The sequence below is a fragment of the Streptomyces sp. NEAU-W12 genome (assembly GCF_026242095.1).
Taxonomy (GTDB): Bacteria; Actinomycetota; Actinomycetes; order Streptomycetales; family Streptomycetaceae; genus Streptomyces.
The window spans coordinates 58,523-83,216 of record NZ_JAPJDM010000029.1 but is presented as its reverse complement, the minus strand read 5'-3'; the positions used below and the strand labels follow the sequence as shown (position 1 = coordinate 83,216).

Below are 24,694 nucleotides of genomic sequence, written 5' to 3'. Positions count from 1 at the left end.
CGTTGCCGTCAGCGTTGCCGTCAAACGCCACAGGAGCCCCGCCGGAATTTCTTTCCGACGGGGCTCCTCGATTCCCTCAGATCTCTTATCGGGACGCTTTAGTGGCTTATAGATCCCTGGCCTGATGCCCCATTACCGTGGACCGAAAACAGGGCGCTCTCAATTGCGTCACGAAGATGCGGACGCGCGTTTCCTGCGTCAGCCTTTCCCAGCAGGATCGGAAGGAATTCTGAATCCGGGTAACCATCCCCCTCAGCATCCTTCATAGCCCACACTTGCAGCCAGATGGCGATCATCATCTCGTTGCAAGCTCGGGCTTGTTGCAGTGCATCCGAACTTCCCTCCGAGAAAATGAAGCGCGCCGATATCCCCAGCCGGTGCCCCAAGGCCAGCAGGAACACTTCCTTGGACTCGGACTCCATGACCGCAAGCACTCGATCTCGAATATTCATTGATCCATGTCCCAGAAATCCTCGTCCGTCATTGGGCGGCTGCTGCCATAGGGTTCGCGAGGCAAGGAATCGACATCGTATCCGCGATCCCGCAGGACCTTGATCCGAGTGTTTCCATTCGCGATCGTCCCGTCCGGCTTCACTCTCAGCGCCTCCTTCGCCCCTGGCCTCAAGGAAAAGAGGATATCTTCCGTGTCTTGCTTGCCCCAGAAGTCCAGCGAACTCTTATCGAGCGAGCTGTCAGGGTGCAACGACTTCAGAGGCGGATCGCAAGGGCCAGAATTGTGAACCAGGACCGGCGTGGCCCCCGCCAGCACATAGTACGTGTGGATGTCGTGAATCGTGAGGTCGTATGTGCGCTGGCGTTCGATTGTGGCGTGAGCCCCCGTGACCGGTACAGCTCTTCCGTCGGCGGTGCGGATTGTCATGCCTAGCTCAAGTTGACCGGCCTGCATCCAGCGTTTTTCGGAGTCGGACCAGAAGGGATGCGTGGTGGTGCTCTTGAGCGTTGCGGTACCGGTCTCTGTGGCGATGGCGAGGTCGACGAAGTGCTTGTCGTCCTCGGTGACGATGGTCGCGGTTACTTCCCGGACTGCAGTTTCGCCTGTTACAGGATCGGTGACAGTGACCTTGTCACCGATCCTTACGTTCTCTATGGGTTTGGTGGTGCCGTCAGCCATGAGGACTTCGGTGCCGGCAGTGAAGCTGTGGGCGGCCCCGACCAGGCAACTGGTGGGGATACTGTCTCCGCGCTTCATGCCTTGCTTGATAACTTTGGCCAGGGCCTTGATCCCCTTGCCGACTCCAGCGGAGACAGCAGATATTACGACATCTGCGGCAGCTTCGGTGCAGCCTTCACCTTTATAACATTTGATGTAGGAGCGAACGCCAATGACTTCAAGAACGTCAATTTCAGGGTCGCCACCGAACCATCCGAGTTTACCGATCGCATGGCAGAAATCACTTCCTGACCCTGTACACCGACTTCTTCCCCAGTTCTCCAGATTGTACTGGTAGCTGCTGTTCTCGTGATAACTGGAGAAGGTTACAGCGAGTTCTTCCTGCGTGGGGATATAAACACCTTGGATGGTGATCGACGCGCCATAGGGTTTGACGGTCACCGGTCCGTAGGTCTCCGTGCCTGCCAAGGTGGGACCAGTCGGGCGCTTGTAGATAGTGCCACCGCCCGTGGGTCGCCCGTTGTGGGACAGCGAGCCGTCGGCGCGGGTAACCACTCCTGTTCCGCAGCCTTCTTGTGCTCCGCCGGCTCCGCCGCAGGCGAGCCCCAGGCCGGTGGGATCGGAGAAGGCCAGGGGGTTTTGTGCCGCGTAGGTGTATCCGTTGAGGGTTTGGGGTTTGTCGATTTCCAGGAGGGGGTCGACGCTGATGAAGCGGCCGGTTGACGGGTCGTATTCGCGGGCGCCGAGGTGGGTGAGGCCGGTGGTCTTGGTGTCGTCGGTGCCGCCTACGAAGCCCTTGGTGCCCGGCCAGTCGGTGGGTTCGGTGCCGCGGGTGCCGCCGAAGGGGAGGGTGCGGCGCTGGGTGAGTTTGTCGGTGGCCGTGTCGATGGCGAGCTGGGCGGTGCCGTGGTGGTCGGCGAGCGTGACGGAGAAGCTGCCGTCGTTCTCCTGGACCGCCTGGTGGCCGCCGCCGAGTGTGTAGTAGCGCGTGGCCTCGGGGGTGCTGGAGCCCTTGGCCAGAGTGATCTCGGTGCTGCCGAGGTAGAGGGTGGTCTCGGTGGGGGTACGGCCGATGAGGCGGTTGCCCTCGGTGTCGTAGAGGTACTCCGTGACCTTGTCGCTGCCGCCCTCGACCGGTTCCGTGACCTTGGCGAGGTGGCCCTCGGCGTCCCAGGTGAGTTCCTGGGTGTCACCACCCAGCCGACGCGTGAGCGTGTTGCCGGACTCGTCGTAGGTGTAGGTGTCCCTCGCCTCCCCGGTCGGCCCCGCCGTGGTGACCGAGGTCAGGGTGTGCGGCTGAGGGTTTCCCGCGCCGGGGTAGTCGTAGGTCCGCTCGGTGTCGTCGGTGGTGTTCCCGGTGATGTCGTGGAGTGTCTCGGTCTGGCGGTTGCCGGCCTTGTCGTAGGTGTACGAGTGCCAGTAGGGGGCCGGGCCGCCCAGGACGCTGCCGCTGGGGTCGGTGGCGCAGGCGGTCGTGCTCTGGGTCCATGCTTCGGTCAGGCGGCGGAAGCCGTCGTAGGTGAAGCACTGGGTGTCGGTGCCGGAGCGGGACATGTCCGACACGGACAGCACGTTGCCCGCCTGGTCGTAGCGGTAGGTGTTGTGCTGGTCGACACCGGCGATGTCCTGGCGGTCCACCCGGGAGGTGGCCAGGCGCTGGGTGCCCCACTCGTAGGTGTTGGTCGCCGTGATCGCCTTGCTGCCACTCTTGGACAGTTCGTACTGCGACGGCTTGCCCGTGAGGCTGTAACCGGTCTTGGCAACGAGGCCCTGGCTGCTGCTCATTGTGATGGGGCGCAGCGTCTTGTCTTCGTACCCGTAGGTCACGGTCGCAGCCGGCAGGGCGCCGGCCTTCGGATAGCCGATGCCCTGCACCGTGCCCGAGGCGTTGTACGTGGTCGCGCTGAGGTAGGTGCCCCGAAGGTCTCCCTCGGACGACGGGATGGTGACGGAGGTACGCAGCGGGCGGTAGAGGCGGTCGTATGCGACGACCTTGGAGCTGTACGCGTTGCCGTCGTCGTAGCGGATGGTTTCGGCGAGGTGGCCCTTGGCACCGCTGAGGGTGTCGTACACCCACTTGGCACGCAGCGTGCCGCTGGAGGAGCCTTCGCGCAGCTGCGTCTGCCGGCCGAGGTTGTCGTAACCGTGCCACAGGGCGGGGGTGTCCGGCCGGGCGTCGTCGGTGGTCGTGAGCTGGCCTCGGTCGTCGTATGCGCTGAGGCTGGTCCCCTTGTCGGGGTCGACGGACTTGGTCTGGCGGCCGAGAAGATCGTATTCGTAGGTCCAGGAATTGCCGGCCGGGTCGGTGACTTCCGCCAGTTCCCCGCGCGGGGTGTAGTCGTAACGGGTGGTGTCGTAAGGGGCCGTGGCGCTCCGGGTCCGGTGCTGGCGCAGTTCGGTGGTCCGGCCCCGGGCGTCGCTGAGGGTGGTGGTGGCGGTGCCGCCGACGGGCGGGACGACCGTGGTGCGATCGCCGCCGTAGATGGTCTGCGTCGCGCCGAGGACGGTGCCTCCGTCGCCGTTGCCTGCGATCTGCCTGGACTCGGTCTGACGACCCAGCCCGTCGTGTGTGTAGCGGTTCTGTGTTTCGACGCTGAGGGCTTCTTCGGGCGTGCGCAGGTCGGCGGAAGGTGCTCCCTCCGTGTAGTAGGGGGCGAACTCCGAACTGATCAGTCCGCGTTCGTCGTAGAAGGTGTCGGCGAGGAGACGTCCGTTGTCCGGGCCCGGTTCCTGGGTCTGGCGCGGGCGCAGGAAGCCGTCGTAGAGGGCGTAGGAGGTGCTTTGCGTCCCGTTGTTGCCGATGGTCCTGGCGCCGACCGCGACCGGTTCGTCTTCGGCGACGGTGTAGGTGAACTCGTAGGTGGGGGTATGGCCGGTGAGCCGGTCGGGCAGCCACACCTTGGTCGAGCGGCCCAGCGCGTCGTAAGCGAATTTGGTGACCTTGCCGTTGGTGTCGGTCTGGGTCAGCGGCAGGCCGCGGAGGAGTTCGTGCGTCGTGGTCGAGGTCTGCGCCGTGCCCGCCTCCCCCGCGGTGGCCGGGGGCGTGATGGTCTCGACCGTGGTGGGGAAGCCGGTGGCGGGCGTTCGGACGGTGGTCGTGGCGCGTCCGTCGCTTCGCGCGGTACGGGTGAGGACCCCGGCTGTGGTGACCTTGACGTCGGCTGTCAGGTCGGTGCTGGTCAGGACACGGCCATAGGCGTCGTAGGTGGAACCCGACTCCAGATAGACGGCCGTCGTGCCGTCGTACTTCTTCAGCACGGCCGTGGCCGTGGCGTCGCCCTTGACGGGAGCGCTGCCGTAGGTCTCGCCGTCGTAGGCGGAACGCACGTCGGAGATGACGTCGGCGGGGCGGCCGGGTGTGGCGTCACAGGCCTTGGCGACGGTCTCGACGCGTGAGGGCAGAGTGAGGATCTTGTCGACGGCAACGGTGCCGTAGGTGGTGCGTGTGCAGGTGTTGTCGGAGGACTTACCGACGTCGCCACGGTCGTGGACCTGGGTGACCCGTCCAGCGATCGTGTCGTAGTCGGTGTCCACCATGGTGATCCGCCAGCTGGAACCGGCGCCGTCGTCGAGGGAGGTCCAGGTGCGTACGCGGCCGGTGCCGGTGAAGTTGGCGGTCACCGTGCCCCAGTCGCGGACTTCTTTCGCCGTCTGGTGGTGCCACGGCCGGCTGACCGTCTTACCGAGCACCTTGCCGCCGGGCCCGGAGTAGCTGACGGTCTTGTAGGCGAAGCCGGTGGCGGCTTCGTGGTCGGTGATCGGGTCGCCTTCGCCCTCACCGAGGGTGACAGCAACGGTCCTGGTCCCGCCGGACGTGTCCTTGCGGTCGCCGTCCATACCGCGCAGGAAATAGGTGTCCTGCTGGGACTTCATGGCCGAGGCACCGCCCTGGCCGCCGGTCCGGACACGGACGTGGCCGTAGCCACGCCACTGGGACCAGGTCTTGAACTTCTCCTTGGTCAGGCCGTCGTCATCGTCGTAGTGCCAGGCGGCGCCGTCCAGGTAGTCGTAGCTGGTCACCTGGTCGGGGGCTCCGCCGGTGCGGTCGGTCGCGGTCACGGAGTTGACGACGTACTTGTTGAACCACTGGCGTTCGGGGTCGTCGTCGGCGCTGCCGCCGATGTACTGCGGGAAGCAGCGCGTGGTGTTGCTGTGCGGGGTCGGCAGGTCGTCCCAGGAACAGGACTCGGCAGAGTAGTTGACGTCGATCTGGCCACCGGACTCGTCGGCGACGGCGGACAGGCGGCTCTTGATGAACGGCGCGTAGCCGTCGCCGGTCTTGTCGAGGCGGTTGGCGAGCTGGGTGTAGGCGAAGGTGGTCTTCGGGAGCGTGACGGCCGGCTCGGCGCTGTGGCCGGTGTGCTGGACGGAGTCGAGCAGCAGCTGGTAGTCGGTGTCGGCCATGCCCCAGCGGTGAGCGAGTTTCCAGGAGTCGACGTCCTGGTAGGCGCTGCCGTCGTAGACCTGGGTCGTCACCTGCGTGAGCCGCTTGCGGGTGAAGAACGCCGGGGACAGGCGTCCCTGGTCGCACTCCTCCGCGCTGTCGCAGTTCAGGTCCCAGGGGGTGTCGTACCAGTAGGGGGCATCAGCGTCGATGTCGGAACAGGTCGTGTGGGAGTCACGGATGCAGCGCTCCCTGTTGGTGAAGGTGACCTTGGCCTGCGGCTTGGTGCCGTAGAGCGAGGAGGACTTCAGACCGTACTGGATGCGGTCGAGGGTGCCGCCGCGGACGTAGGGGGTGCCGTCCTCGGCCTCCAGGTTGCGGCCGTAGTGGTTGTCCTCCTTGTCGTAGAAGTACGTGACCGCGTTGCTGTGGGTGTCGACGACGTAGTCGAGGTTCCAGCGCCAGCCCTGCTGGCACCATGACCCCGCGAACGTGTCGGCGTGGCACGGTTCGCCCGAGTCGTCGCCGTAGACGGGGACGGTCCAGGTGGAGTCGGTGGTCTCCTTGCCGTCCGCCCAGCCGGGCAGCCGGTTGTAGCCGAAGTAGTAGCGGGTGCCGTCCGGGGCGGTCACTCTCCAGTACTCACCGTTGTTGTCGCCGTTGCCCCGGTTGCTGGAGGTCAGGTGGTCGATCTTCGTGCCGTCGTCGTTCTTCAGCTTCCAGGAGTTGGTGCCGTCGGGCACCAGTTCCCCGGCCTTGCCGTTGAAGGAGATGAACGCGTTGTCGTAGGCCCAGCACAGGTCACCCGGCTTGTTGCCGTCCGAGTTCTCCACACCGTCGTCGGCACACGCCTTGTACCGGCGTTCGATGTAGCCGGGCCACAGGTCGAAGCCGTCACCCGCCCAGGACGCCTGGTTGTTGGTGTTGCCGGTACGGCCGTCGACGGCACCGGATGTGTACGAGAGCCCCACATTGGGGGTCAGCCCGCCGGGCACATCGGGCACGGGCATGGCGTACGACCAGCCGAAGTCACCGGTGTTGAGATTGGTGGTCCACGTGGCGGAAGGAGAGAGGGAGGTCGCCTTGTAGTCACCGTTCGCGCTTTCGGTGTCCGCCACCGCGGCGAGCACCGTGGGAGCGTCGGCGCTCAGCGCCACGCTCTGCGCCGTAAGTGTCTGCTCTTCGGGGTCGTTGACCGCCTTGACCGGCTCGGCCGTGCGACACGCCTCCTTGCTGGGCGTGGTGAGCGCGCAGGCCGGTAGTTCGACCAGGGTCAGCCGGGAGGCGTAACCGCCGCCGTAGGCCCCGGCGAAGGAGGAGTAGTCCAGTGTGCTGCGGACCTGTCCCGGCTGGGCCTTGGTCCTGCCGTCCTTGCTGTCCCTGCCGCGCAGGGTGAACAGCACCCCCTCGACACCGGCCTGCTGGGCTGCCTTGCGGCTCAGGACGCGCGTCTCGACACCGCCGCGGGCAGTCTTCGTTCCGGACTTCACGCCGGCCCCCAGGGTCAGGGACAGGCCTGGGACGCGGGCGGACTTTTCGGCACCGGCCTTGGCACCAGGCAGGTCCACCACCGTGGTCGCCGCCTTCGGCCACGTGTCCTCGGGTGGAGTGGCGGGTGTACGCGGACCCTTCATCACGGTGCGCGGCTTGACTTTGCCCGTCGTGGTGGGGACTGGCTTCTCGAATACGGGCGGAGCGACCTGCACGTCGTGGTCCGCGGCGAGGGCGGGCTGTGTCACTGCCTGCAAGAGCGAGCCGACCATGATCGCGGCCGAGGTGAGTGCGATACGCCGTCGCAGGGCACGGATCCGCTTGCTGGATCTGCCGTTCATCCTGTCTTCGTCCTTCACTTCGCTGGGGGCCGGCCTGCCCGGCGGACACGGGGGTGGGGTGGAAGTTGCCTGTCGAGCGGGGAGGGCGGGGCCGGACCTACCGTGAGGCGGGGTCGGCCCCGCCTCTGTCAGGAGCCGCTGCCAGGGACGTCGGTCGGAAGGCCAGGCATACCGACTGACAGTGCCCTGACCTGGTCGCCCGTCAGCGCGCCCTGGAAGGCCCACACGTCGGACACGGCACCGGGCCAGTAGTCGCCCCACATTCCGGCTCCGGTCTTGGCCCGGCCGAGGTGCAGGGGCTGTGCCGACTTGAAGACGAGCACGTCGTCCGCCCAGGAGAGCTTGTCCGTGCAGGCGGTGTCGTCCGCCTCACCGTCACCGTCCGCGTCCGTGCAGGCGACCTCTTCCAGTTCGCCGTTCACGTACAGGGAGAGGTGTTTGGCGAAGCCGTCGTAGACGAGGGCCAGGTGGGTCCAGTCCGTGGGGCTGAAGAACCATCCGTTGTCGACCTGAGTGACGGCTGCGTCAGCAGTGTCGGCCGAGGCCATAGCGATCCGCCAGCGGCCAGGGCCTGCACCCGGCGTGGCGCTGGGCTCGTAGCGCACTGTGAATGCGCTCTGGGCGGTGGTGCCGGGCACGCTGAGCAGAGCCGCACGCCGTTCGGGGGTACCCGCTGCCTGTGCCCATGCCGTGACGGTGAAGCTGGCACTGGTGTCCACCGGTACGGATGACGTGACGCCGTAGTCGTTGACGCCGTCCAGTTGTACGCCACCGTCGACCCAGCCGGAGCCGAGTGTCGCGCCGCCGTTGAGTGTCATGGCGTTGCCTGCCGCGGACGCGTCCGGTGTCACCAGCGGGGAGCCGGATGCCGTCTCGAAGGTCCAGCGGCCCTTGACCAGGGGCCGCTGCTTGAAGAGCTGCTGCACCTCTTCGGCGGAGACCGGCCGGTCGAACATGCGGACGTCGTCGATCCGGCCGTCGAAGAACGAGCCGAGGTTTCCGTCGTAGGAGCCGGCGCCGATCTGGACGGCACCGCCGGCGTACCAGTCGGCCTGCAGGGTGGTGGACCCGGCTTCGACGCCGTTGACGTAGAGGGTGAGCTTGTTGGCGACGGTGTCGTGCACACCGGCCAGGTGGGTCCAGGTGTCGCCGTGGGCGGTCTTCCCTTCAGCCTGCATGGCGCGGACCGGAGTGGCGTCGGAGGCGTCGGCGGAGTACTGGTTGACCGCCCAGCGGTCGTAGGCGGCGGAGTAGTACAGCTCCAGCCCCGGTTTGTGCTCGCCGGTCTGGGTGAGGACGATCGCCGCGTGGTCGGGTTTGGTCTTCGGCAGTTTCGCCCAGGCGGAGACGGCGAAGCTGCGCTGGTTGTTCAGCAGGGGCCGGCCGGTGGTGGCGTAGTCGTCGGTGCCGTCCAGAGTGAGGGCGGTGCCGGCGATTCCGCTCGTCCCCGGGGTGGCGCCTCCGTGGAGGGTCGCGGCCGGCACCTGGGCGGTGCCGGTGATCTGCGTGGTGGGCGTGCCGTCCTCTCCGGTGGCGGGCTCGTCCAGGGGGAAGACGGCGCGTGCGGCGCGTCCGGAGACGACGGACTGCTTGTTGTTGAGTCGGGTGACCTCGCCGGCCGAGAGCGGCTTGTCGAAGATCTGCAGTTCGTCGATGGCGCCGGGGAAGAACGAGCCCGGCTTGCCGTCGTAACGGCCGGCGCCGATCTGCAGGCCCCTGCGTGCGTCCCAGGGGGAGTCGTAGGTGGTCGTACCGGCCAGTTGCCCGTTCACGTACAGCTTCAATTCGTCGTAGGTGGCGCTGTAGGTGCCCACCAGGTGGGTCCACTGCCCCGCCTGCGCGCCACCCGGGGACGCCTGCATGGCGCGGGCGATGCCGGCGTTCTTGGCGTCGGCGGTGTACTGGTTGAAGGCCCAGCGGTCGTAGGCGTGGGAGTAGTACAGCTCGAAGCCGGGCGCGTGGTTGCCGGGTTGGGAGGCGACGATGGCGGCATGGTCGGGCATCTCGGCCAGGTTGGCCCAGGCCGAGACGGAGAAGCCGGTGGAGGTGTCGACGGTGGGGATGTCGGTGACCGCGTAGTCGTCGACGCCGTCGAACCGGACCGCGGTGCCCTTGGCGCCGGCCGCTCCGGGGGTCGGACCGCCTGTCAGGTCGGCGGTGCGCTGTGGCGCGGTGCCCTTCGCGGAGGTAGCGGTGGCGGCGTCGTCGAGCTGCCACATGGCCCGCTCGGGCTGTCCGGCCTTGACGCGGAACTGGTAGGTGCGGATCTCACTGCCGTTGCCCGCCTGGTCGAACGCCTGGGCGGTGAGGAAGTTCAGCCCAGCCTTCGCGGGAAGCATCCTCACCGTCCTCGCCGCTCCGGCCGAGGTGGTGACCGTGTTCCTGGAGGTGGGGTCGCCGTTGATGCCGAACCAGTACGTGGTCACGTCGGACTCGGCGGCCTTGAGGTCGAACGAGCCGTACCTGCCCACTCCGTCGAACCAGGGGTCGTCCGGGTCCTCCGGGTTCGAGGCCGGGTACTCGTCGGATGCGAGGACGGGCGCCTTGGGGACCTTGGTGTCATAGAGGAAGTAGCAGGCCGTCGGGTCTCCGGCGGACGACCACGGTGAGTACTGCGCGCCGTCGTAACTGCGGGCGTACCAGTAGACCTGCTTGTTCTCCGTCACCGAGGAGGGAAGGCTGACCGAGAAGTCGGAGCCGGACTTCTTGAGGGAGGTCCGTGCAGGAGTCCAGCGGGCGATCACACCCTTGCCGTCGCCGGCGTCCCACTTGGCCTGGAACTGCACCGCGACGCTGTCGCCGTCGGGGTCGGTGACGTTGTTGGCGTAGACCTTGCCCAGCGTGCGCACCCGGGCCGCGGCGGACGGCTTCTTGCAGGTGCCGCCGTACTCCATGGTGAGCTGCGACATCTTGATCTGCGCCGGCGGGCGGTTGTACCTCACCCGCAGGTATGCCTTGTCCGAGAACCGCTTCCACCCGTACGCGTCCGATTCGCTCGCCGCCTTCAGGCCGAACGTCATCGTCGGGTCCTTGTCGTCGGCGGCCGCCTGCACCGCCGACTTCACGTTGAACTCCGCGTCCTTGGCGGCGCAGCCCGAGTAGCCGTGCGCGAACGAATCCGACGCCAGTTTCTTGGTCCAGAACCCGTTGTCGTACTGGTCGTTCCACGTCGTCGACGAGGAGATGTTCTTGGTCTGGTACAGGTCCACCGTGCGGGCCGAACAGGAAGCCGACCAGGTGTTGCGCGCCACGAACGTGGCTTCCAGGATCGTCTTGCCCGCGAACCTGGAGGTGGGGATGCGGTAGAGGAGACGCTTGGTGTCGTGCGGGTTGCAGTAGGACCAGTTGCAGTAGCCCATGCCGGCGTCGGACTCGCCGTTGAACTTCCACTGCGGCGAGTTCGCCCAGTACTTGGAGACCATCGTCCACGCGGCCGCCCGCGGCGTGTACCACTGCGGGTCGATGAAGACCGGGTAGGTGGTGTCCTCGCCCTTGAGGACGTCGGCGTCCGGGGTCAGGACCAGTTCGTCCTGCCCGGCAGAGATCTCCACCCCGACCGGGGCCAGCTTGCCCGACTCCCCCGCACCCGGTTCCTCGTCGACAACGGCATCGGCGGATGCCGCCTTCGGGGCGGCCGCTGCCGTCCGGGCCTCCGCGGCACCCTCCGGGGGCCCGCCGGTGCTGGAGTCCCACATCATCGGCTTCGGCGCCTCGAACACGGTCCCCTCGGCACCCTCGTCGAGCGCCTCCAGACCGCCCTCGTCCGTCTCCTGGACCGACAGACCCCGCGTGTCCAGCTCCAGCCGCAGCTCGGCCAGTTCCGGACCGGCCGCCGCCTCGGCCGTCTTCACCACCAGCAACTGCGTGAACCCGTCCGCCGAAGCCGTCATCCGCAGGTCGACGTCCGGCAGGACGGACGGGTAGGTGGCGACCGGGCCCGCCAGTTCGGGCACGGGCAGCGGCGTGGGCCACGACAGGCTCAGTTCCCGTCCGGCACGCCGCATGCTCACCAGCGGGCTCTCGCCGCCGCCGGAGAACTCCACGCCCAGCGTCGACACCTTCGGAGCGACGGTTCCCTCACCGGTGGCCGCCAGGTCGGTGTCGACACGCTTCCACCCTCCCCCGACCCGCGACCAGACCGGGCGCAGATACTCGCGTGCCTGCAGGTCCCCCTCCGGAGTCGCGAAGACCTCGCTGCTCTCCCCGCGCAGCGAGGCGATCTCCACCGGCTCACCGGTCCGCTCGGCCTTGGCAAGCGCTTCCGCTTCCGTCATCCCCTCGGTACGGTCGGCCGACCCGTCCGCGCTCGTCGGCGATGCCGGCACGCCCGCCACTGCTGCGATGGCCGTCGCAGGAACCGACCCGACGGCCAGCGTCACTCCCAGCAGGACCCCAACGGCCCTGGCAGCCAACCGACTTCGGCTCCACATATTCGTCACACACCCCGCCCACAGCGCTTACACAGTTGCCTGACGTAACCAATCGCCTTACGAAGCGTCAGGTCAAGAGGCAGTAAACGGGCAATGACAGGGCAAGTTCCGCTTAGCACGCGTGATGATCATTACGTTTGACGGGTGCGCTGTGAAGCTTGATCGCGTTTCGGTGGGAAAGCGGTTCCATGGCGCTCCGGTGGAACGTTCCAGACGAACAGCCGACAGCCTGACCACGGCCGCCCTCACCCCTGGTGCCGGAACCACCCCGGCACCACGCAGGCAAAGGCCCTCTGCGGCCGACCGGGGAAAGGCGTCCTCCACGCGGAACAGGCCGTCAAGCGGAACAGGCCGTCAACACGGGCCGGCGCGTCATCCGCCCCGCACGGCTGCGTGAGCCGGTCCACCACACGTGGCGCATGTCCGCGTAGTCGAATGCGGCGGTCACCCCGCCGGTCCAGGCCGACAGCACCCGTCGTGCCTCCGTCTTCCAGCAGCTCCGCCCGCCCGGGCCCACCCGCCGGATACCGGCCACCCAAGACGTCGCAGCCCGGCCAGGCCCGCACCGCCCGCAGTACCGGGACCGGGACCAGGGCCGGGACCGGCCCCCGTACCGCGCACGCGGAAGCCCGGCCCGGCCCCCTCAGGCGGATATCCCGTCCACGCGGGACAGGCCGTCGATGCGGTCCATCGCGTCGGCCGCGCCGTAGGGCTGGAGGTAGGGAAGCCAGCGCGGGTCGCGGTGGCCGGTGCCGATGATGCGCCAGGCCAGGCCGGTGGGCGGGGCCGGTTTGTGGCGCAGCCGCCAGCCCAGCTCGAACAGGTGCCGGTCGGCCTTCACGTGGTTGCAGCGGCGGCAGGAGGCCACCACGTTGTCCCAGACGTGCTTGCCCCCGCGGCTGCGCGGGATGACGTGGTCGACGCTGGTCGCGACGCCACCGCAGTACATGCACCGGCCCCCGTCCCGGGCGAAGAGCGCCCGGCGGGTGAGGGGAACGGGCCCCCGGTAGGGGACCCGTACGAATCGCTTGAGCCGGACCACGCTGGGTGCGGGGACTGTGACGGTCGCGCTGTGCAGGTAGGCGCCGGACTCCTCGAGGCACACGGCCTTGTTCTCGAGGACGAGGACGAGCGCGCGGCGGAGCGGTACGACGCCGAGCGGCTCGTACGACGCGTTGAGAACCAGGACGTGCGGCACGGATGCCTCCTTGTACGCCGGCGGCGCGTGGCTCGCGCCGGGACGATCCGTAGTCAGTCTCTCCTCATGCCTGGTGGACGCGCCACCATGTCCCGGTAACGGGCTGGAAGTGTTTTCGGCCACACCGCCCTCCGGTGCGTGGGCGGAAAGCCCTCCGGCCCGGGCGGGCACCGCCCCTCGCGCGTGAGGGCCGTCTCTTCTTCACGCATCGGGCAGGTCCCCCCACAATGCCCCGTTAGTGTGGTGATTCTGCCCCGCCGGTGACCTTTCCGTGATCTCGAAGACAGCGCAGACCTCGACGTCCGTGAACCCCTGACCGCCGCACCGGGGGGAGACCGTGCCACCTGGAGGTACCCGCCGTGTCCCTGTCCGCCGTCCCCCTGGCCGAGGAGCCGTCCCCGACCCCCTCGGATTCCGGGACCCCGATGGTGCCCACGCTCGAGGACGCCCACGAGAGCGCCACCAACGCCGCCGGCTGGGTGGAGGAGAACTGGTCCACCTGGCTCGCGATCGGGCTCAGGGTCCTGCTCATCGTGGTGATCGCGACCGTCCTGAGAGTGGTCGTGCGGCGGGCGATCACCAAGCTCATCGACCGGATGTCGCGGACCGGCGACGCCGTGGACGGTCCCGGGCTCGGCGGGCTGCTGGTCAACGCCGAGCGGCGGCGCCAGCGCTCGCAGGCGATCGGTTCGGTGCTGCGCTCGGTCGCGTCCTTCATGATCATGGGCACGGCCGCGCTGATGGTCCTGGGCACCTTCCAGATCAACCTGGCCCCGCTGCTGGCCTCGGCCGGTGTCGCCGGTGTCGCGATCGGTTTCGGCGCCCGCAACCTGGTGACGGACTTCCTCTCCGGCGTGTTCATGATCCTCGAGGACCAGTACGGCGTCGGTGACACCGTCGACGCGGGCGTCGCCACCGGCGAGGTCATCGAGGTCGGCCTGCGGGTGACCAAGCTGCGCGGCGCCGACGGCGAGATCTGGTACGTCCGCAACGGCGAGGTCAAGCGCATCGGGAACCTCTCCCAGGGCTGGGCGACCGCCAACGTCGACGTCACGGTCCGCTCGGACGAGGACCTGGACCACGTGAGGTCCACGCTCGTCGCCGTGGCCGAGAAGATGACCAAGGAGGACCCCTGGAACGAGCTGCTCTGGAGCTCCATCGAGATCCTCGGCCTCGACTCCGTCCTGCTGGACTCGATGGTGGTCCGTGTCTCGGCGAAGACGATGCCCGGCAAGTCCCTGACCGTGGAGCGGGAGCTGCGCTGGCGCATCAAGCGCGCCTTCGACGCGGCCGGCATCCGCATCGTCGGCGGCGCCACGGCCCCGGTGGAGATGGAGGGCCCCGACCCGGCGGCGGCCGTCGCGCCCCCGTCCGCCTACGCGAGCAGCATCTCGCCGCAGTCCATCGCGGCGTCGCCGATCACCCCGCCGAACATCACGAAGTAGCCGGCGGCGGCCCGGGGAGAGGCCGGGCCGGGGAGAAACCTGGCTGGAGGGCGGCGTCCGGAACTTCCGGGCGCCGCCCTCCCGCACACCGCCCGTCCCGTGGTCCTCTTGGCCCCGAAGGCGCCCGCCCGGGGTGCCGCGCTCACCGGAGCAGAGGGCTGAGAGGTCTGACGGCATGAAACTCACCGTGGTCGGCGGCGGTTCGACCTACACGCCCGAACTCGTCGACGGGTTCGCCCGGTTGCGGGACACCCTGCCGGTTCAGGAGCTGGTGCTGGTCGATCCGGCCGCGGACCGGCTGGAGCTGGTGGGCGGTCTGGCCCGCCGGATCTTCGCGCGCCAGGGGCACGGCGGGCGGATCGTCACCACGTCGGACCTGGACGCGGCCGTGGACGGCGCCGACGCGGTGCTGCTCCAGCTGCGGGTGGGCGGGCAGGCGGCCAGGCAGCAGGACGAGACCTGGCCGCTGGAGTGCGGCTGCGTCGGCCAGGAGACCACCGGTGCCGGCGGCCTCGCCAAGGCGCTGCGCACCGTCCCGGTGGTGCTGGACATCGCCGAGCGGGTCCGGCGCACCAACCCGGACGCCTGGATCATCGACTTCACCAACCCCGTCGGCATCGTCACCCGGGCGCTGCTGGAGGCCGGGCACCGGGCGGTGGGGCTGTGCAACGTCGCCATCGGGCTCCAGCGGAAGTTCGCCGCGCGTCTGGGCGTCGGCCCCGCCGACCTGCACCTCGACCACGTGGGCCTGAACCACCTCACCTGGGAGACCGCGGTGCGCCGGGGCGGCCCCGGGGGCGAGGACGTCCTGCCCGCGCTGCTGCACGAGCACGGCGACGCGATCGCCGCCGACCTCCGGCTGCCCCGGGCCGTCCTGGACCGGCTGGGCGTGGTCCCCTCGTACTACCTGCGCTACTACTACGCGCACGACGAGGCCGTACGGGAGCTGCGCACCAAGCCGTCCCGGGCCGCCGAGGTGGCCGGCATGGAGCGCCGGCTGCTCGCCCTCTACGCCGACCCCGCCCTCGACGAGAAACCGGCGCTGCTGGCCGAGCGCGGCGGCGCCTACTACTCCGAGGCGGCCGTGGACCTGGCGGCGGCCCTGCTGGGCGGCGCCGGCAGCCCGTACCAGGTGGTGAACGCCCGCAACGGCTCCACGCTGCCGTTCCTCCCCGAGGACGCCGTGATCGAGGTGCAGGCGGCCGTGGGACCGAAGGGCGCGAGCCCGCTGCCCGTCCCGCACGTGGACCCCCTCTTCTCGGGACTGATGGCGAACGTCACCGCCTACGAGGAGCTGGCGCTCGACGCGGCCCTGCGCGGCGGCCGCGAGCGGGTGTTCCGCGCCCTGCTCGCCCACCCCCTGATCGGCCAGTACGCGTACGCCGAGCAGCTCACCGACCGGCTCGTCGCACACAACCGGGAGCACCTCGCATGGGCCTGACCGCGGGCGTCCTCGCCATCGACGCCGGCAACAGCAAGACGGACGTCGCCGTGGTCGCCCACGACGGCGAGGTCCTGGCCACCGCGCGGGGCGGGGGGTTCCGGCCGCCCTCCGTCGGCGTGGAGGCGGCCGTGGACGCCCTGGCGGAGACCGTCGCCGCCGCGTTCGCCGCCGCCGGTTCCTGTGGCGTCGCCCACGTCTCGGCCTGCCTGGCCAACGCGGACCTCCCCGTCGAGGAGGAACGGCTGACGGCGGCTCTGGCGGCCCGCGGCTGGGGCGGCACCGTGGAGGTCCGCAACGACACCTTCGCCGTCCTGCGCGCCGGAGTCACCGAACCGCGCGGGGTGGCCGTCGTGTGCGGGGCGGGCATCAACTGCGTCGGCATGCGCCCGGACGGCCGCACCGCGCGCTTCCCGGCGCTCGGCCGCGTCTCCGGCGACTGGGGCGGCGGCTGGGCGCTGGCGGAGGAGGCCCTGTGGCACGCGGCCCGCGCCCAGGACGGCCGCGGCGCCGCCACCGCCCTGGCCGGCACCCTCCCGGCGCACTTCGGCCTCCCCGGCATGCCGGCCCTCGTCGAGGCCCTGCACCTGGGGCGCCTCGCGCCGGAGCGCCGCCACGAGCTGTCGCCGGTGCTCTTCGCCACGGCGGCGGGCGGCGACCCGGTCGCGGGTGCGATCGTCGACCGGCAGGCCGACGAGGTGGTGGCGATGGCCGTCGTGGCGCTGACCCGCCTGGAGCTGCTCGCCGAGGAGACACCCGTCCTGCTGGGCGGCAGCGTCCTGGCCGCCCGGCACCCCCGGCTGGACGACCGGATCCGCGCCCTGCTCGCCGAGCAGGCCCCCAGGGCCGTCCCCCGGGTCGTCACCGCGGCCCCGGTCCTGGGCGCGGCCCTCCTGGGCCTGGACCACCTGACGGCCCCACCGAGCGCCCAGGACCGGCTGCGGGCCCATTACGAGCGGGGGCGGGGAAAGCCCGCCGGAGGGGGTGAGCCGAGCGGGGGCCGGTAGCTCCGACGGGGCCGACGGAAGCGGGGGCACCCGCCGAAGGCACGGGCGGGGCGTCCCGGGCTCCCCCGGGTCCTCGGAGTCCTCGGAGTCCTCGGAGTCCTCGGGGCCCCCGGGCAGCGAGCGCCCGGATCCCGCACCCGGCGTCCGGCAGCACTCGCCCTCGCCGACCGCCACGCCCCGGGCCTCCCCTCGGGAGGAGCACCGCCGTCGGCTGCCCGGGCCGCGAACCACCGGGGGTTCGGGGAAGCAGGGCGACCGGGCGCTTCCCACCCCCACCGGGCGGGCGCGGAAAGCGGGCCGGACGGCCGGTCGGGTTGGCGGCTCCGCCGGGACCCGCCGGAGCCCCCGGATCGCCGGACGGGCCCTGCGGCAGACAGCGGGACCGCCCCGGATCCGGCCCCGGACGACCGCGAACTCCGCCCGGAACCAAGCGGATTCCCCCGGCGTGTTCGTGGGCAGGGGGTGGCGCGGGGGGTCGGTCCGGATCGCTCGCGTGTGTCCGAATTGCCGGTGGTATCCGGGCCGCCGGATCAAGATCGCACCAAGACCGGTGCATATGTCGGTTCCTGCGGCGATACTCGGGGGACGAATGACCATGGGGGGAGGTCAAGTGACCCATACGCCGAGAGGTGGCGCGGCGCCGCCGGGTGCGGCCGTGCCCGCCGCACCCCCGCCCGCCGTACCCCCGCAGTCCGGGCCGGACGGCGCCCCGGCCTCGCGGCAGGAACCCGGCGGCTCCCGGCTCCCCGCGGCCCGGCGGCAGCCGGAGGCGCCGCGCCGCACGGCGTTCGCCGAGGGCGCCGTCCGGCTGCGCGAGGCCGCCACCACCGAGCCCGGCCGCCTCAGGATCATCGGCGCGGTCCTGGCCGCCCTCGTCGTCGCCTTCGGCGCGGTCGCCGCCTGGCAGGTGTCCGACCGGGCCGCGGCGGCCGACGACGTCCTCACCAGCAGCGAGCCGCTCGCCTCGGACGCCGCCGACATCTACCGCTCCCTCGCGGATGCCAACACCGCCGCCTCCAGCGGGTTCCTGGCCGGCGGTCAGGAGACCGCCGCCTCCCGGGACAGCTACGAGAAGGGCATCCGCACCGCCGCCGGCAAACTCGTGGGCGCCGCGGCCCATTCCGCCCCGGGTTCCTCGTCCGCGGCGACGATCACCGAGCTCAACCGGCTGCTGCCCGAGTACAAGGGCCTGGTGGAGCGCGCCCGTACGTACAACCGGCAGGGCTACCCCGTGGGCGGCGCCTATCTGCGGTACGCGAACGAGAAGATGCAGGAGGAGATGCTCCCGGCGGCGGAGGATCTCCACGAGAAGGAGTCCCGGCGCCTCGACGCCGACTACGCGGACGCGACCCCCTACCCGTGGGCCGCGATCGCGCTCGGTGCCGTCGCCCTCGCCGCGCTCGCCTGGGCGCAGCGCCGCATGTACCTGCGGACCCACCGGGTGTTCAACCACGGTCTGGTCGCGGCCACGGCGGCGGCGACGGTGGTGCTGCTCTGGCTGGTCGCCGGTCACAGCGTCGCGCGTTCGGGGCTGAACGGCTCCTACGACCACGGCGTCCGCTCGCTCGGCGTGCTGCACGACGCCCGGATCGCGTCCCTGAAGGCCCGCGGCAACGAGAACCTGACGCTGGTGGCCCGCGGCGCCGAGACGAGGAAGGTCGGCGACGAGACGTACGACGCCTACGACTACGACTTCCGGCGTGACATGGCCGCCCTCGACGAGGGGCTGGCCCGGGCCGGTGAACTCGCGGACGACAGCGCCGGCGAGAAGCCGGTGGCCGCCGCCGTGAGCAACATGACCGAGTGGAGGAAGCGCCACGACGCCGCCCGGGAGCAGGACGAGAGCGGCAACTACCAGCAGGCGCTGGACCTGGTGATCGGCGACAGGGGCACGACCGGCGAGTGCTTCGCCGGCGTCGACGAGAGCCTGGCCACGGCGCTGGCGCACGAGAGGCGCGAGTTCGAGGAAGCGGCCACCGGCGGCCGGGACGCCCTGACGGGCCTCCCGCAGGGCGCCGCGGGCCTCGCCGTGCTGGGCGCGGCGGGCGCGGTGCTGGGCATCGGGCGCAGGCTGTCGGAGTACCGGTGAGAGCGAAAGGGGGCGTGATGAGGAACGTACGACGTCTGCGGGCCGGGCTGCGGGGCTGGGGCGGGGTGGGTGCGATGGCCGCCCTCTGCGCGCTCGCGCTGGTCTTCGCGCTGGTGCTGACCAGCACCGGGCCTTCCTCCCGGGCCGGCGGCAAGCAGCCGGGGGCCGCAGGACGGGCCGTGGCGGACGCCGCGGGCGTGAAGGCGGACGGGGCGGCCGAGGAGTGCGACGACCCGGAGAAGCAGACCCTGGCCCCCTCCGGCGGCGACGGCCCGACGATCGACCGGATCAAGGCCCGCAAGGGCGAGAAGCGCAAGCTGGTGGTCGGCGTGGACCAGAACAGCTACCGCTGGGGCTACCGCGACCCCAACAGCCGCGGGAGCACCGGCCTCGAGGGCTTCGACATCGACCTGGCGCACCGCATCGCCGAGGACATACTCGGCGACCGGAACGCGGTCCAGTTCAAGGCGATCCCCACCGACCAGCGCATCCCGGCGGTCGAGAGCGGCCGGGTCGACATGGTGGTCCGCACCATGACGATCGCCTGCGACCGCATCGGGGACGTGGCGTTCTCCGCCCCGTACTTCAGGACCGGACAGCAGGTGCTGGCCCAGAAGGAGTCCCCGGTCGAGGGGTACGGCCCCACGCTCGCGGACCGGAAGGTCTGCACGGCGGCCGGCTCCACCGCGTTCACGACGCTGGAGGAGGACAGGGCGAGAGGGGTCCTCCCGCGGTCCGTCGACATCCGCACCACCGTCCCCAACCAGCTCGACTGCCTGGTACGACTGCAGCTCGGCAGGGTCGACGCGGTCGTCACCGACGCCGCGCTCGCCGCGAGCCAGGCCGCGCAGGACCCGACGGTCGAGCTCAAGGGCGACTCCTTCACGACCGAGTACTACGGCGTGGCGATGCGGAAGGACGCGGACGACCTGGTCCGCCGGGTCAACCGGATCCTGGTGGACTTCCGCGAGGACACCACGGGCGGATGGCATGCCTCGTACGAACGTTGGCTGTCGAAGACTCTGGGCAAGGATCCGGGGAGTTCCGAACCGCCGGCACCGGAGTACCTGCGTGTGAGCTGATCGATCGACCGTCACTCCCCCCCGTCCCGCGGAACCCCGCAGAACGCACAAAGCAGAACACAGAACGCAGAACGCAGAACGCGACACAGAACGCAGAACGACTCACGAACGTCAACGACCGTCCCGCAGCGAGAGGTGATCGATGGGCGACACGGATCCCACCGGGCCGGTGATGGACCGGGACGAGGTGGACCGTGCGCTCGCGCGGCTCGGCGCGGAGCACGAGGCGGTCGAGACCTCGCTCCTCGCCCTCCAGGACCACGCGGGCCGCAGACTCCTGGAGGGTGCCCGCCTCACCGGCCGTACCGCGGAACGCTGGCAGGCCACCGAGGCGTCGATCACGCTGCTGTGGACGTACTTCGACGCGTACTCCGGCGCGTTGCGCACCGCCCGCGAGATCCGCGCCCGGCGCCGCTGGTCCAGCCACGACGACCTCGTGGAGCTGACGGAGCTGCTGCGCGGCGAGTGCGTCACGCTCCCGGGCCCGGCCGCCGCCACCGCGAACGCGCCGACGCCCCACGGCCGCGCGGGCCGCCTCAGCGAGCGCTACTCGCTGGCCGCGCTGGTCGAGTTGATGAACGAGCTGTACGCGTCCTCGCTGGACATGGTCGTCGCCGCGGACGCGGTGTGGTCGGCGCTGCCCGCCCGGATCGACTTACTGGCCGCCGAGCTCCAGCGCACCCGCAGGCTCGCCCACCCCGTGGGCGTCCGCCCCGGAGAGCATCCGGCGGGCGACGACCTGGAGCGGATCACCCGCTCCCTGACCCGGCTGCGCGAGCAGGTGATCTCCGACCCGCTGGCCTTCTGGAAGCCCCTGGAGGGCAGTTCGGCGCCGGGTGGCGGCCGGCCGGACACGACGGTGTACGACCGCGAGGCGCGCGCCCTGGAGGAGGTGCGCCGCGAGATCGACGCGGTACTCGCGGTCCGCCAGGACTCCGAGAAGCGGATCGTGCGGCTGCGGGACGTCCTCTCGCGCGCCGACCGCACGCTCGCCGAGGCCCGCACGGCGCGCGGCGAGGTGCTCGCGAAGATCGCGGCGACGGAGGTGCCGGTCGTCAGCGGCCCGCCGACCGCGCTGCAGGAGCAGCTGTCGACGGCCGCCGAGTACCGCAGGCACGCCCAGTGGCACCGGCTGTCCCCGCTCCTGGATTCCCTGGAGCAGAAGGCGGAGGACGAACTGGTGCGCGCCCGCGAGTCGTTGAGCGCGGTCACCGCACCGCTGGCGATCCGCGCCGAGCTGCGCGGCCGGCTCGACGCGTACAGGGCGAAGGTGGCCCGGCACGGCCTCGCGGAGGACACCGTGCTGGCCGAGCGGTACGAGAAGGCGCGCCGCATGCTGTGGAGCGCGCCCTGCGACCTGCGGGTCGCCGAGGAGGCGGTGCTGCGTTACCAGCACGCCGCCGCCGAACTCCTCGGCACGACACAGCCCCGGGTGCCCGGCCCGCCGGGCCCGGACGCGCCCGAGGAGCGCGGGGGGTCCGGCGCATGAGCGACCAGGGGGAGGCAGGCGCATGAGTCAGGCGGAGGACCGGACGCACCACCAGGGCCGGCCCCGGGGGCAGTCCCGGGGACAGCCCGACGGTGGCTCCGGGGAACGGAGCGGAACCGGCGGGCGGAACGGGACCGGGGAGCAGGACGGGAACGGGAACGGGGCCGGGGGGCAGCAGGCGCGGGCGCCGCTGGCCGCCGCCGCGCCCCGTCCCTGTCAGCGTCCCGGCTGCCAGGGCGCCTACGAGGACGTCGGCGGCGGCGAGCTGTACTGCGGCACCTGCGGGCTCGCCCCGGTCGTGTCGTCACCGGGGTCCCCCCTGTCGGGGTCTCCCCTGCTCGAGCACGGCCGAGAGCTCGGGGGAGGCGCGATCGGCTCGGTCCCGACCGGCGTCGCCACGGGTGGCCGGGAGCCGCGCGGTTCACGCGACTCACGCGACTCACCCGGCTTCCGCGGTACGCACGGCGCTGCGGGCTCGGCAGGCTCTGCGCGCTCACCAGGCCTGGCGGACCCGGCGGATTCGGCGGACCCGGCGGATTCGGCGGACCCGGCGGATTCGGCAGGCCCGGCGGATTCGGCAGGCCCGGCAGGCCCGGCAGGCCCGGCAGGTCCGGCAGGCCTGCAAGGTTCTGCGGGCTTGGGAGGCCCGGCGCGCCCACAAAGCTCAGCGGGCTCGCGAGGCTCGGTCGGCAGTTCCCGTGCCGGCAGCCGCGGTTCGCGTACGTCGTCCGGCAGGTCGTCGCAGTCGGCGAAGTCACGGCGTTCGGTGTCCGGGCGGCTCTCCCGCTCGGTTGCGGGCGGGAGAGCCGAGCGCTCGGTGTCGGTGCGCGGCTCCGGGTCCGCCGGCGGTTCCTCCGGCCGGGGCCGGCTGGGCGCGGGGCTGGTCCAGGTCCCGCCGATCCCCCGGCCCGACCCGCGCGCGATGGTCCTGGACACCCCCGAGGTGCCGGAGCGCAAGCGTTTCTGCTCCCGTTCCGACTGCGGAGCCCAGGTGGGCCGTGCGCGGGCGGGCCGGCCGGGCCGCACGGAGGGGTTCTGCACCAAGTGCGGCCACCCGTACTCGTTCGTCCCGAAACTGCGGGCCGGTGACGTGGTGCACGGCCAGTACGAGGTGGTCGGCTGTCTGGCGCACGGTGGCCTGGGCTGGATCTACCTCGCCGTGGACCGGGCGGTCTCGGACCGCTGGGTGGTCCTCAAGGGCCTGCTGGACACGGGCGACCACGACGCGATGGAGGCGGCGATCTCCGAGCGGCGCTTCCTCGCGGAGATCGAGCACGCCAACATCGTGCGGATCTACAACTTCGTGGAGCACCTCGACCAGCGAACCGGTTCGCTGGACGGCTACATCGTCATGGAGTACGTCGGGGGCAAGGCCCTCAAGGACATCGCCAACGGCCGCCGCACACCGGACGGCAGGCGGGACCCGCTGCCGGTGGAGCAGGCGTGCGCGTACGGCATCGAGGCGCTCGAGGCGCTGGGGCACCTGCACTCCCGCAACCTGCTGTACTGCGACTTCAAGGTCGACAACGCGATCCAGACCGAGGACGAACTGAAGCTGATCGACATGGGCGCGGTGCGCCGGGCGGACGACGACCGGTCGGCCATCTACGGCACGGTCGGCTACCAGGCCCCGGAGGTCGCCGAGGCCGGCCCCTCGGTCGCCTCCGACCTGTACACGGTCGCCCGGACGCTCGCCGTCCTCACGTTCGACTTCCAGGGCTACACGACCGTCTACGCGGACTCGCTGCCCGACCCGGACCACATCGACGTCTTCCGCCGGTACGAGTCGTTCTACCGGCTGCTGGTGCGCGCCACCGACCCCGACCCGGCCCGCCGGTTCGCCTCCGCGCAGGAGATGGCCGAGCAGCTCACCGGTGTCCTGCGCGAGGTCGTCTCGGTCCGGTCGGGCCACGCCCGCCCCGCCCTGTCGACCCTGTTCGGCCCGGAGCTGCGGGTGACGGACACCGAGCTGTTCCCCCGGGCGTACGGCGACGTGTCCCGGCTGGGGGCACGGGCGGTGCTCCGAGGAGGGCCGGGACGCGGCCGGCCGAAGCGTCTGACGCGGGGCGCACGGCGCCAGCAGTTCCCCGGAGGACCGGGCGGGGGCGCGGCGGGCGGACAGCCCGGCGCCCCGGGCGTCTCCGTCTCCCCGGGGGCCTCTTCGGGCACCGCCCCGGGCGGTCTCGTCCGGCCCGTCGACACCGCCGCGGCGGCGCTCGCGCTGCCCCTCCCCCACGTCGACCCGGCCGACCCCAACGCCGGTTTCCTCGCGGGTCTGCCGGCCTCCGCACCCGCCGAGCTGGTCAACGCCCTGGCCGCGGCGCCCGCGCCGTCTGCCGAGACCCGGCTGCGGCAGGTCCGCGCCTGGCTGGAGACCGGCCGGCCGGACCTCGCGCTGGCCACACTGCGGACCCTGGAGGAGCGGGACCCCGACGACTGGCGGGTGGTCTGGCACCGCGGGGTCGCCGCCCTGGTGACCGGCGACCACGAGGGCGCCGCGCTCGCCTTCGACGCGATCTACGACGCCTTCCCCGGCGAGATCGCGCCGAAGCTGGCGCTCGGCCTGTGCGCCGAGGTCCTGGGCCAGCTCGACAACGCGGCCGAGTACTACCGTCTGGTGTGGTCCACCGATCCGAGCCATGTGAGCGCGGCGTTCGGCCTGGCCCGGGTGCGGCTCGCCACCGGCGACCGGCGGGGTGCCGTACGGACGCTGGAGTCGGTGCCGGAGTCCTCGATCCACTACACGGCCGCGCGGGTGGCGGCCGTACGCGCCCGGCTGCAGGGGACGGCCGCGACCGCGGGTGGCGTACCGTTCCTCGACGACCTGAGTGCCGCGGCGGGCCAGGTCGAGGCACTGGATTCGTACGGTCTGGACCCGGCGCGCCGGGAGCAGTTGGCGGTCGAGGTCCTCGGCTGCGCGCTCGACTGGGTACTCTCCGGGGGCCAGGGTTCCGTTCCGTCTCCGCTTCCGCTTCCGCCGGGACGGGGGCGGCGGGCCACCGCCGGGGGACGGACACTGCTCGGCAACGGACTGGACGAGCGGGACCTGCGCTTCGGACTCGAGCGTTCGTACCGCACGCTGGCCCGGCTGGCGCGGAGCGGTGAGGAGAGGATCGACCTGGTGGAACGTGCCAACCGTTACCGCCCCCGGACGTGGGTGTAGTT

Annotated in this window: 11 protein-coding genes; 7 read left to right on the top strand and 4 right to left on the bottom strand. The window is 70.9% G+C overall.

The features are described 5' to 3' along the window. Positions 1-98: 98 nt before the first annotated feature. The 4 genes from ORI94_RS29840 to ORI94_RS29825 all read right to left on the bottom strand — a co-directional run bounded on the left by ORI94_RS29840 (position 99) and on the right by ORI94_RS29825 (position 12,976). Entirely contained in the window at positions 99-422 is a 324-nt protein-coding gene (locus ORI94_RS29840; RefSeq protein WP_266081470.1) for a hypothetical protein, read from the bottom strand. Positions 423-448: 26 nt separating this feature from the next. Beyond that, a complete protein-coding gene (locus tag ORI94_RS29835) occupies positions 449-7,348 on the bottom strand; it encodes a polymorphic toxin-type HINT domain-containing protein (protein ID WP_266081468.1) in 6,900 nt (2,299 codons plus the stop codon). Positions 7,349-7,476: 128 nt separating this feature from the next. Continuing rightward, positions 7,477-11,622 carry a LamG-like jellyroll fold domain-containing protein gene (locus tag ORI94_RS29830; RefSeq protein WP_266081465.1) on the bottom strand — a complete coding sequence of 1,382 codons (4,146 nt, stop codon included), beginning with the start codon at positions 11,620-11,622 and terminating at the stop codon, positions 7,477-7,479. Between the two features lie 799 nt (positions 11,623-12,421). Then, complete coding sequence (locus ORI94_RS29825; protein ID WP_266081463.1) at positions 12,422-12,976, bottom strand: HNH endonuclease; 555 nt, start codon at positions 12,974-12,976, stop codon at positions 12,422-12,424. A 359-nt stretch (positions 12,977-13,335) separates the two neighbouring features. On the opposite strand from ORI94_RS29825, the gene ORI94_RS29820 reads away from it, so the two are divergent. The 7 genes from ORI94_RS29820 to ORI94_RS29790 all read left to right on the top strand — a co-directional run bounded on the left by ORI94_RS29820 (position 13,336) and on the right by ORI94_RS29790 (position 24,692). Then, a complete protein-coding gene (locus ORI94_RS29820; protein ID WP_266081461.1) occupies positions 13,336-14,421 on the top strand; it encodes a mechanosensitive ion channel family protein in 1,086 nt (361 codons plus the stop codon). A gap of 175 nt (positions 14,422-14,596) precedes the next feature. Continuing rightward, positions 14,597-15,862: a 6-phospho-beta-glucosidase gene (locus ORI94_RS29815; protein ID WP_266081459.1), complete on the top strand. Its 1,266-nt coding sequence runs from the start codon at positions 14,597-14,599 to the stop codon at positions 15,860-15,862. Further along, a complete protein-coding gene (locus ORI94_RS29810) occupies positions 15,853-16,869 on the top strand; it encodes an N-acetylglucosamine kinase (protein ID WP_266081457.1) in 1,017 nt (338 codons plus the stop codon). The genes ORI94_RS29815 and ORI94_RS29810 overlap by 10 nt, the downstream gene beginning before the upstream one ends. A gap of 610 nt (positions 16,870-17,479) precedes the next feature. Next, positions 17,480-18,958, top strand: a complete 1,479-nt coding sequence (locus tag ORI94_RS29805) for a hypothetical protein (RefSeq protein WP_266081455.1) — start codon at positions 17,480-17,482, stop codon at positions 18,956-18,958. A 17-nt stretch (positions 18,959-18,975) separates the two neighbouring features. Next, positions 18,976-20,040 carry a glutamate ABC transporter substrate-binding protein gene (locus ORI94_RS29800; protein ID WP_266081453.1) on the top strand — a complete coding sequence of 355 codons (1,065 nt, stop codon included), beginning with the start codon at positions 18,976-18,978 and terminating at the stop codon, positions 20,038-20,040. A 142-nt stretch (positions 20,041-20,182) separates the two neighbouring features. Continuing rightward, entirely contained in the window at positions 20,183-21,529 is a 1,347-nt protein-coding gene (locus ORI94_RS29795; RefSeq protein WP_266081451.1) for a hypothetical protein, read from the top strand. A 265-nt stretch (positions 21,530-21,794) separates the two neighbouring features. Beyond that, positions 21,795-24,692, top strand: a complete 2,898-nt coding sequence (locus ORI94_RS29790; RefSeq protein WP_416237926.1) for a tetratricopeptide repeat protein — start codon at positions 21,795-21,797, stop codon at positions 24,690-24,692. The last annotated feature ends 2 nt before the right edge of the window (positions 24,693-24,694 follow it).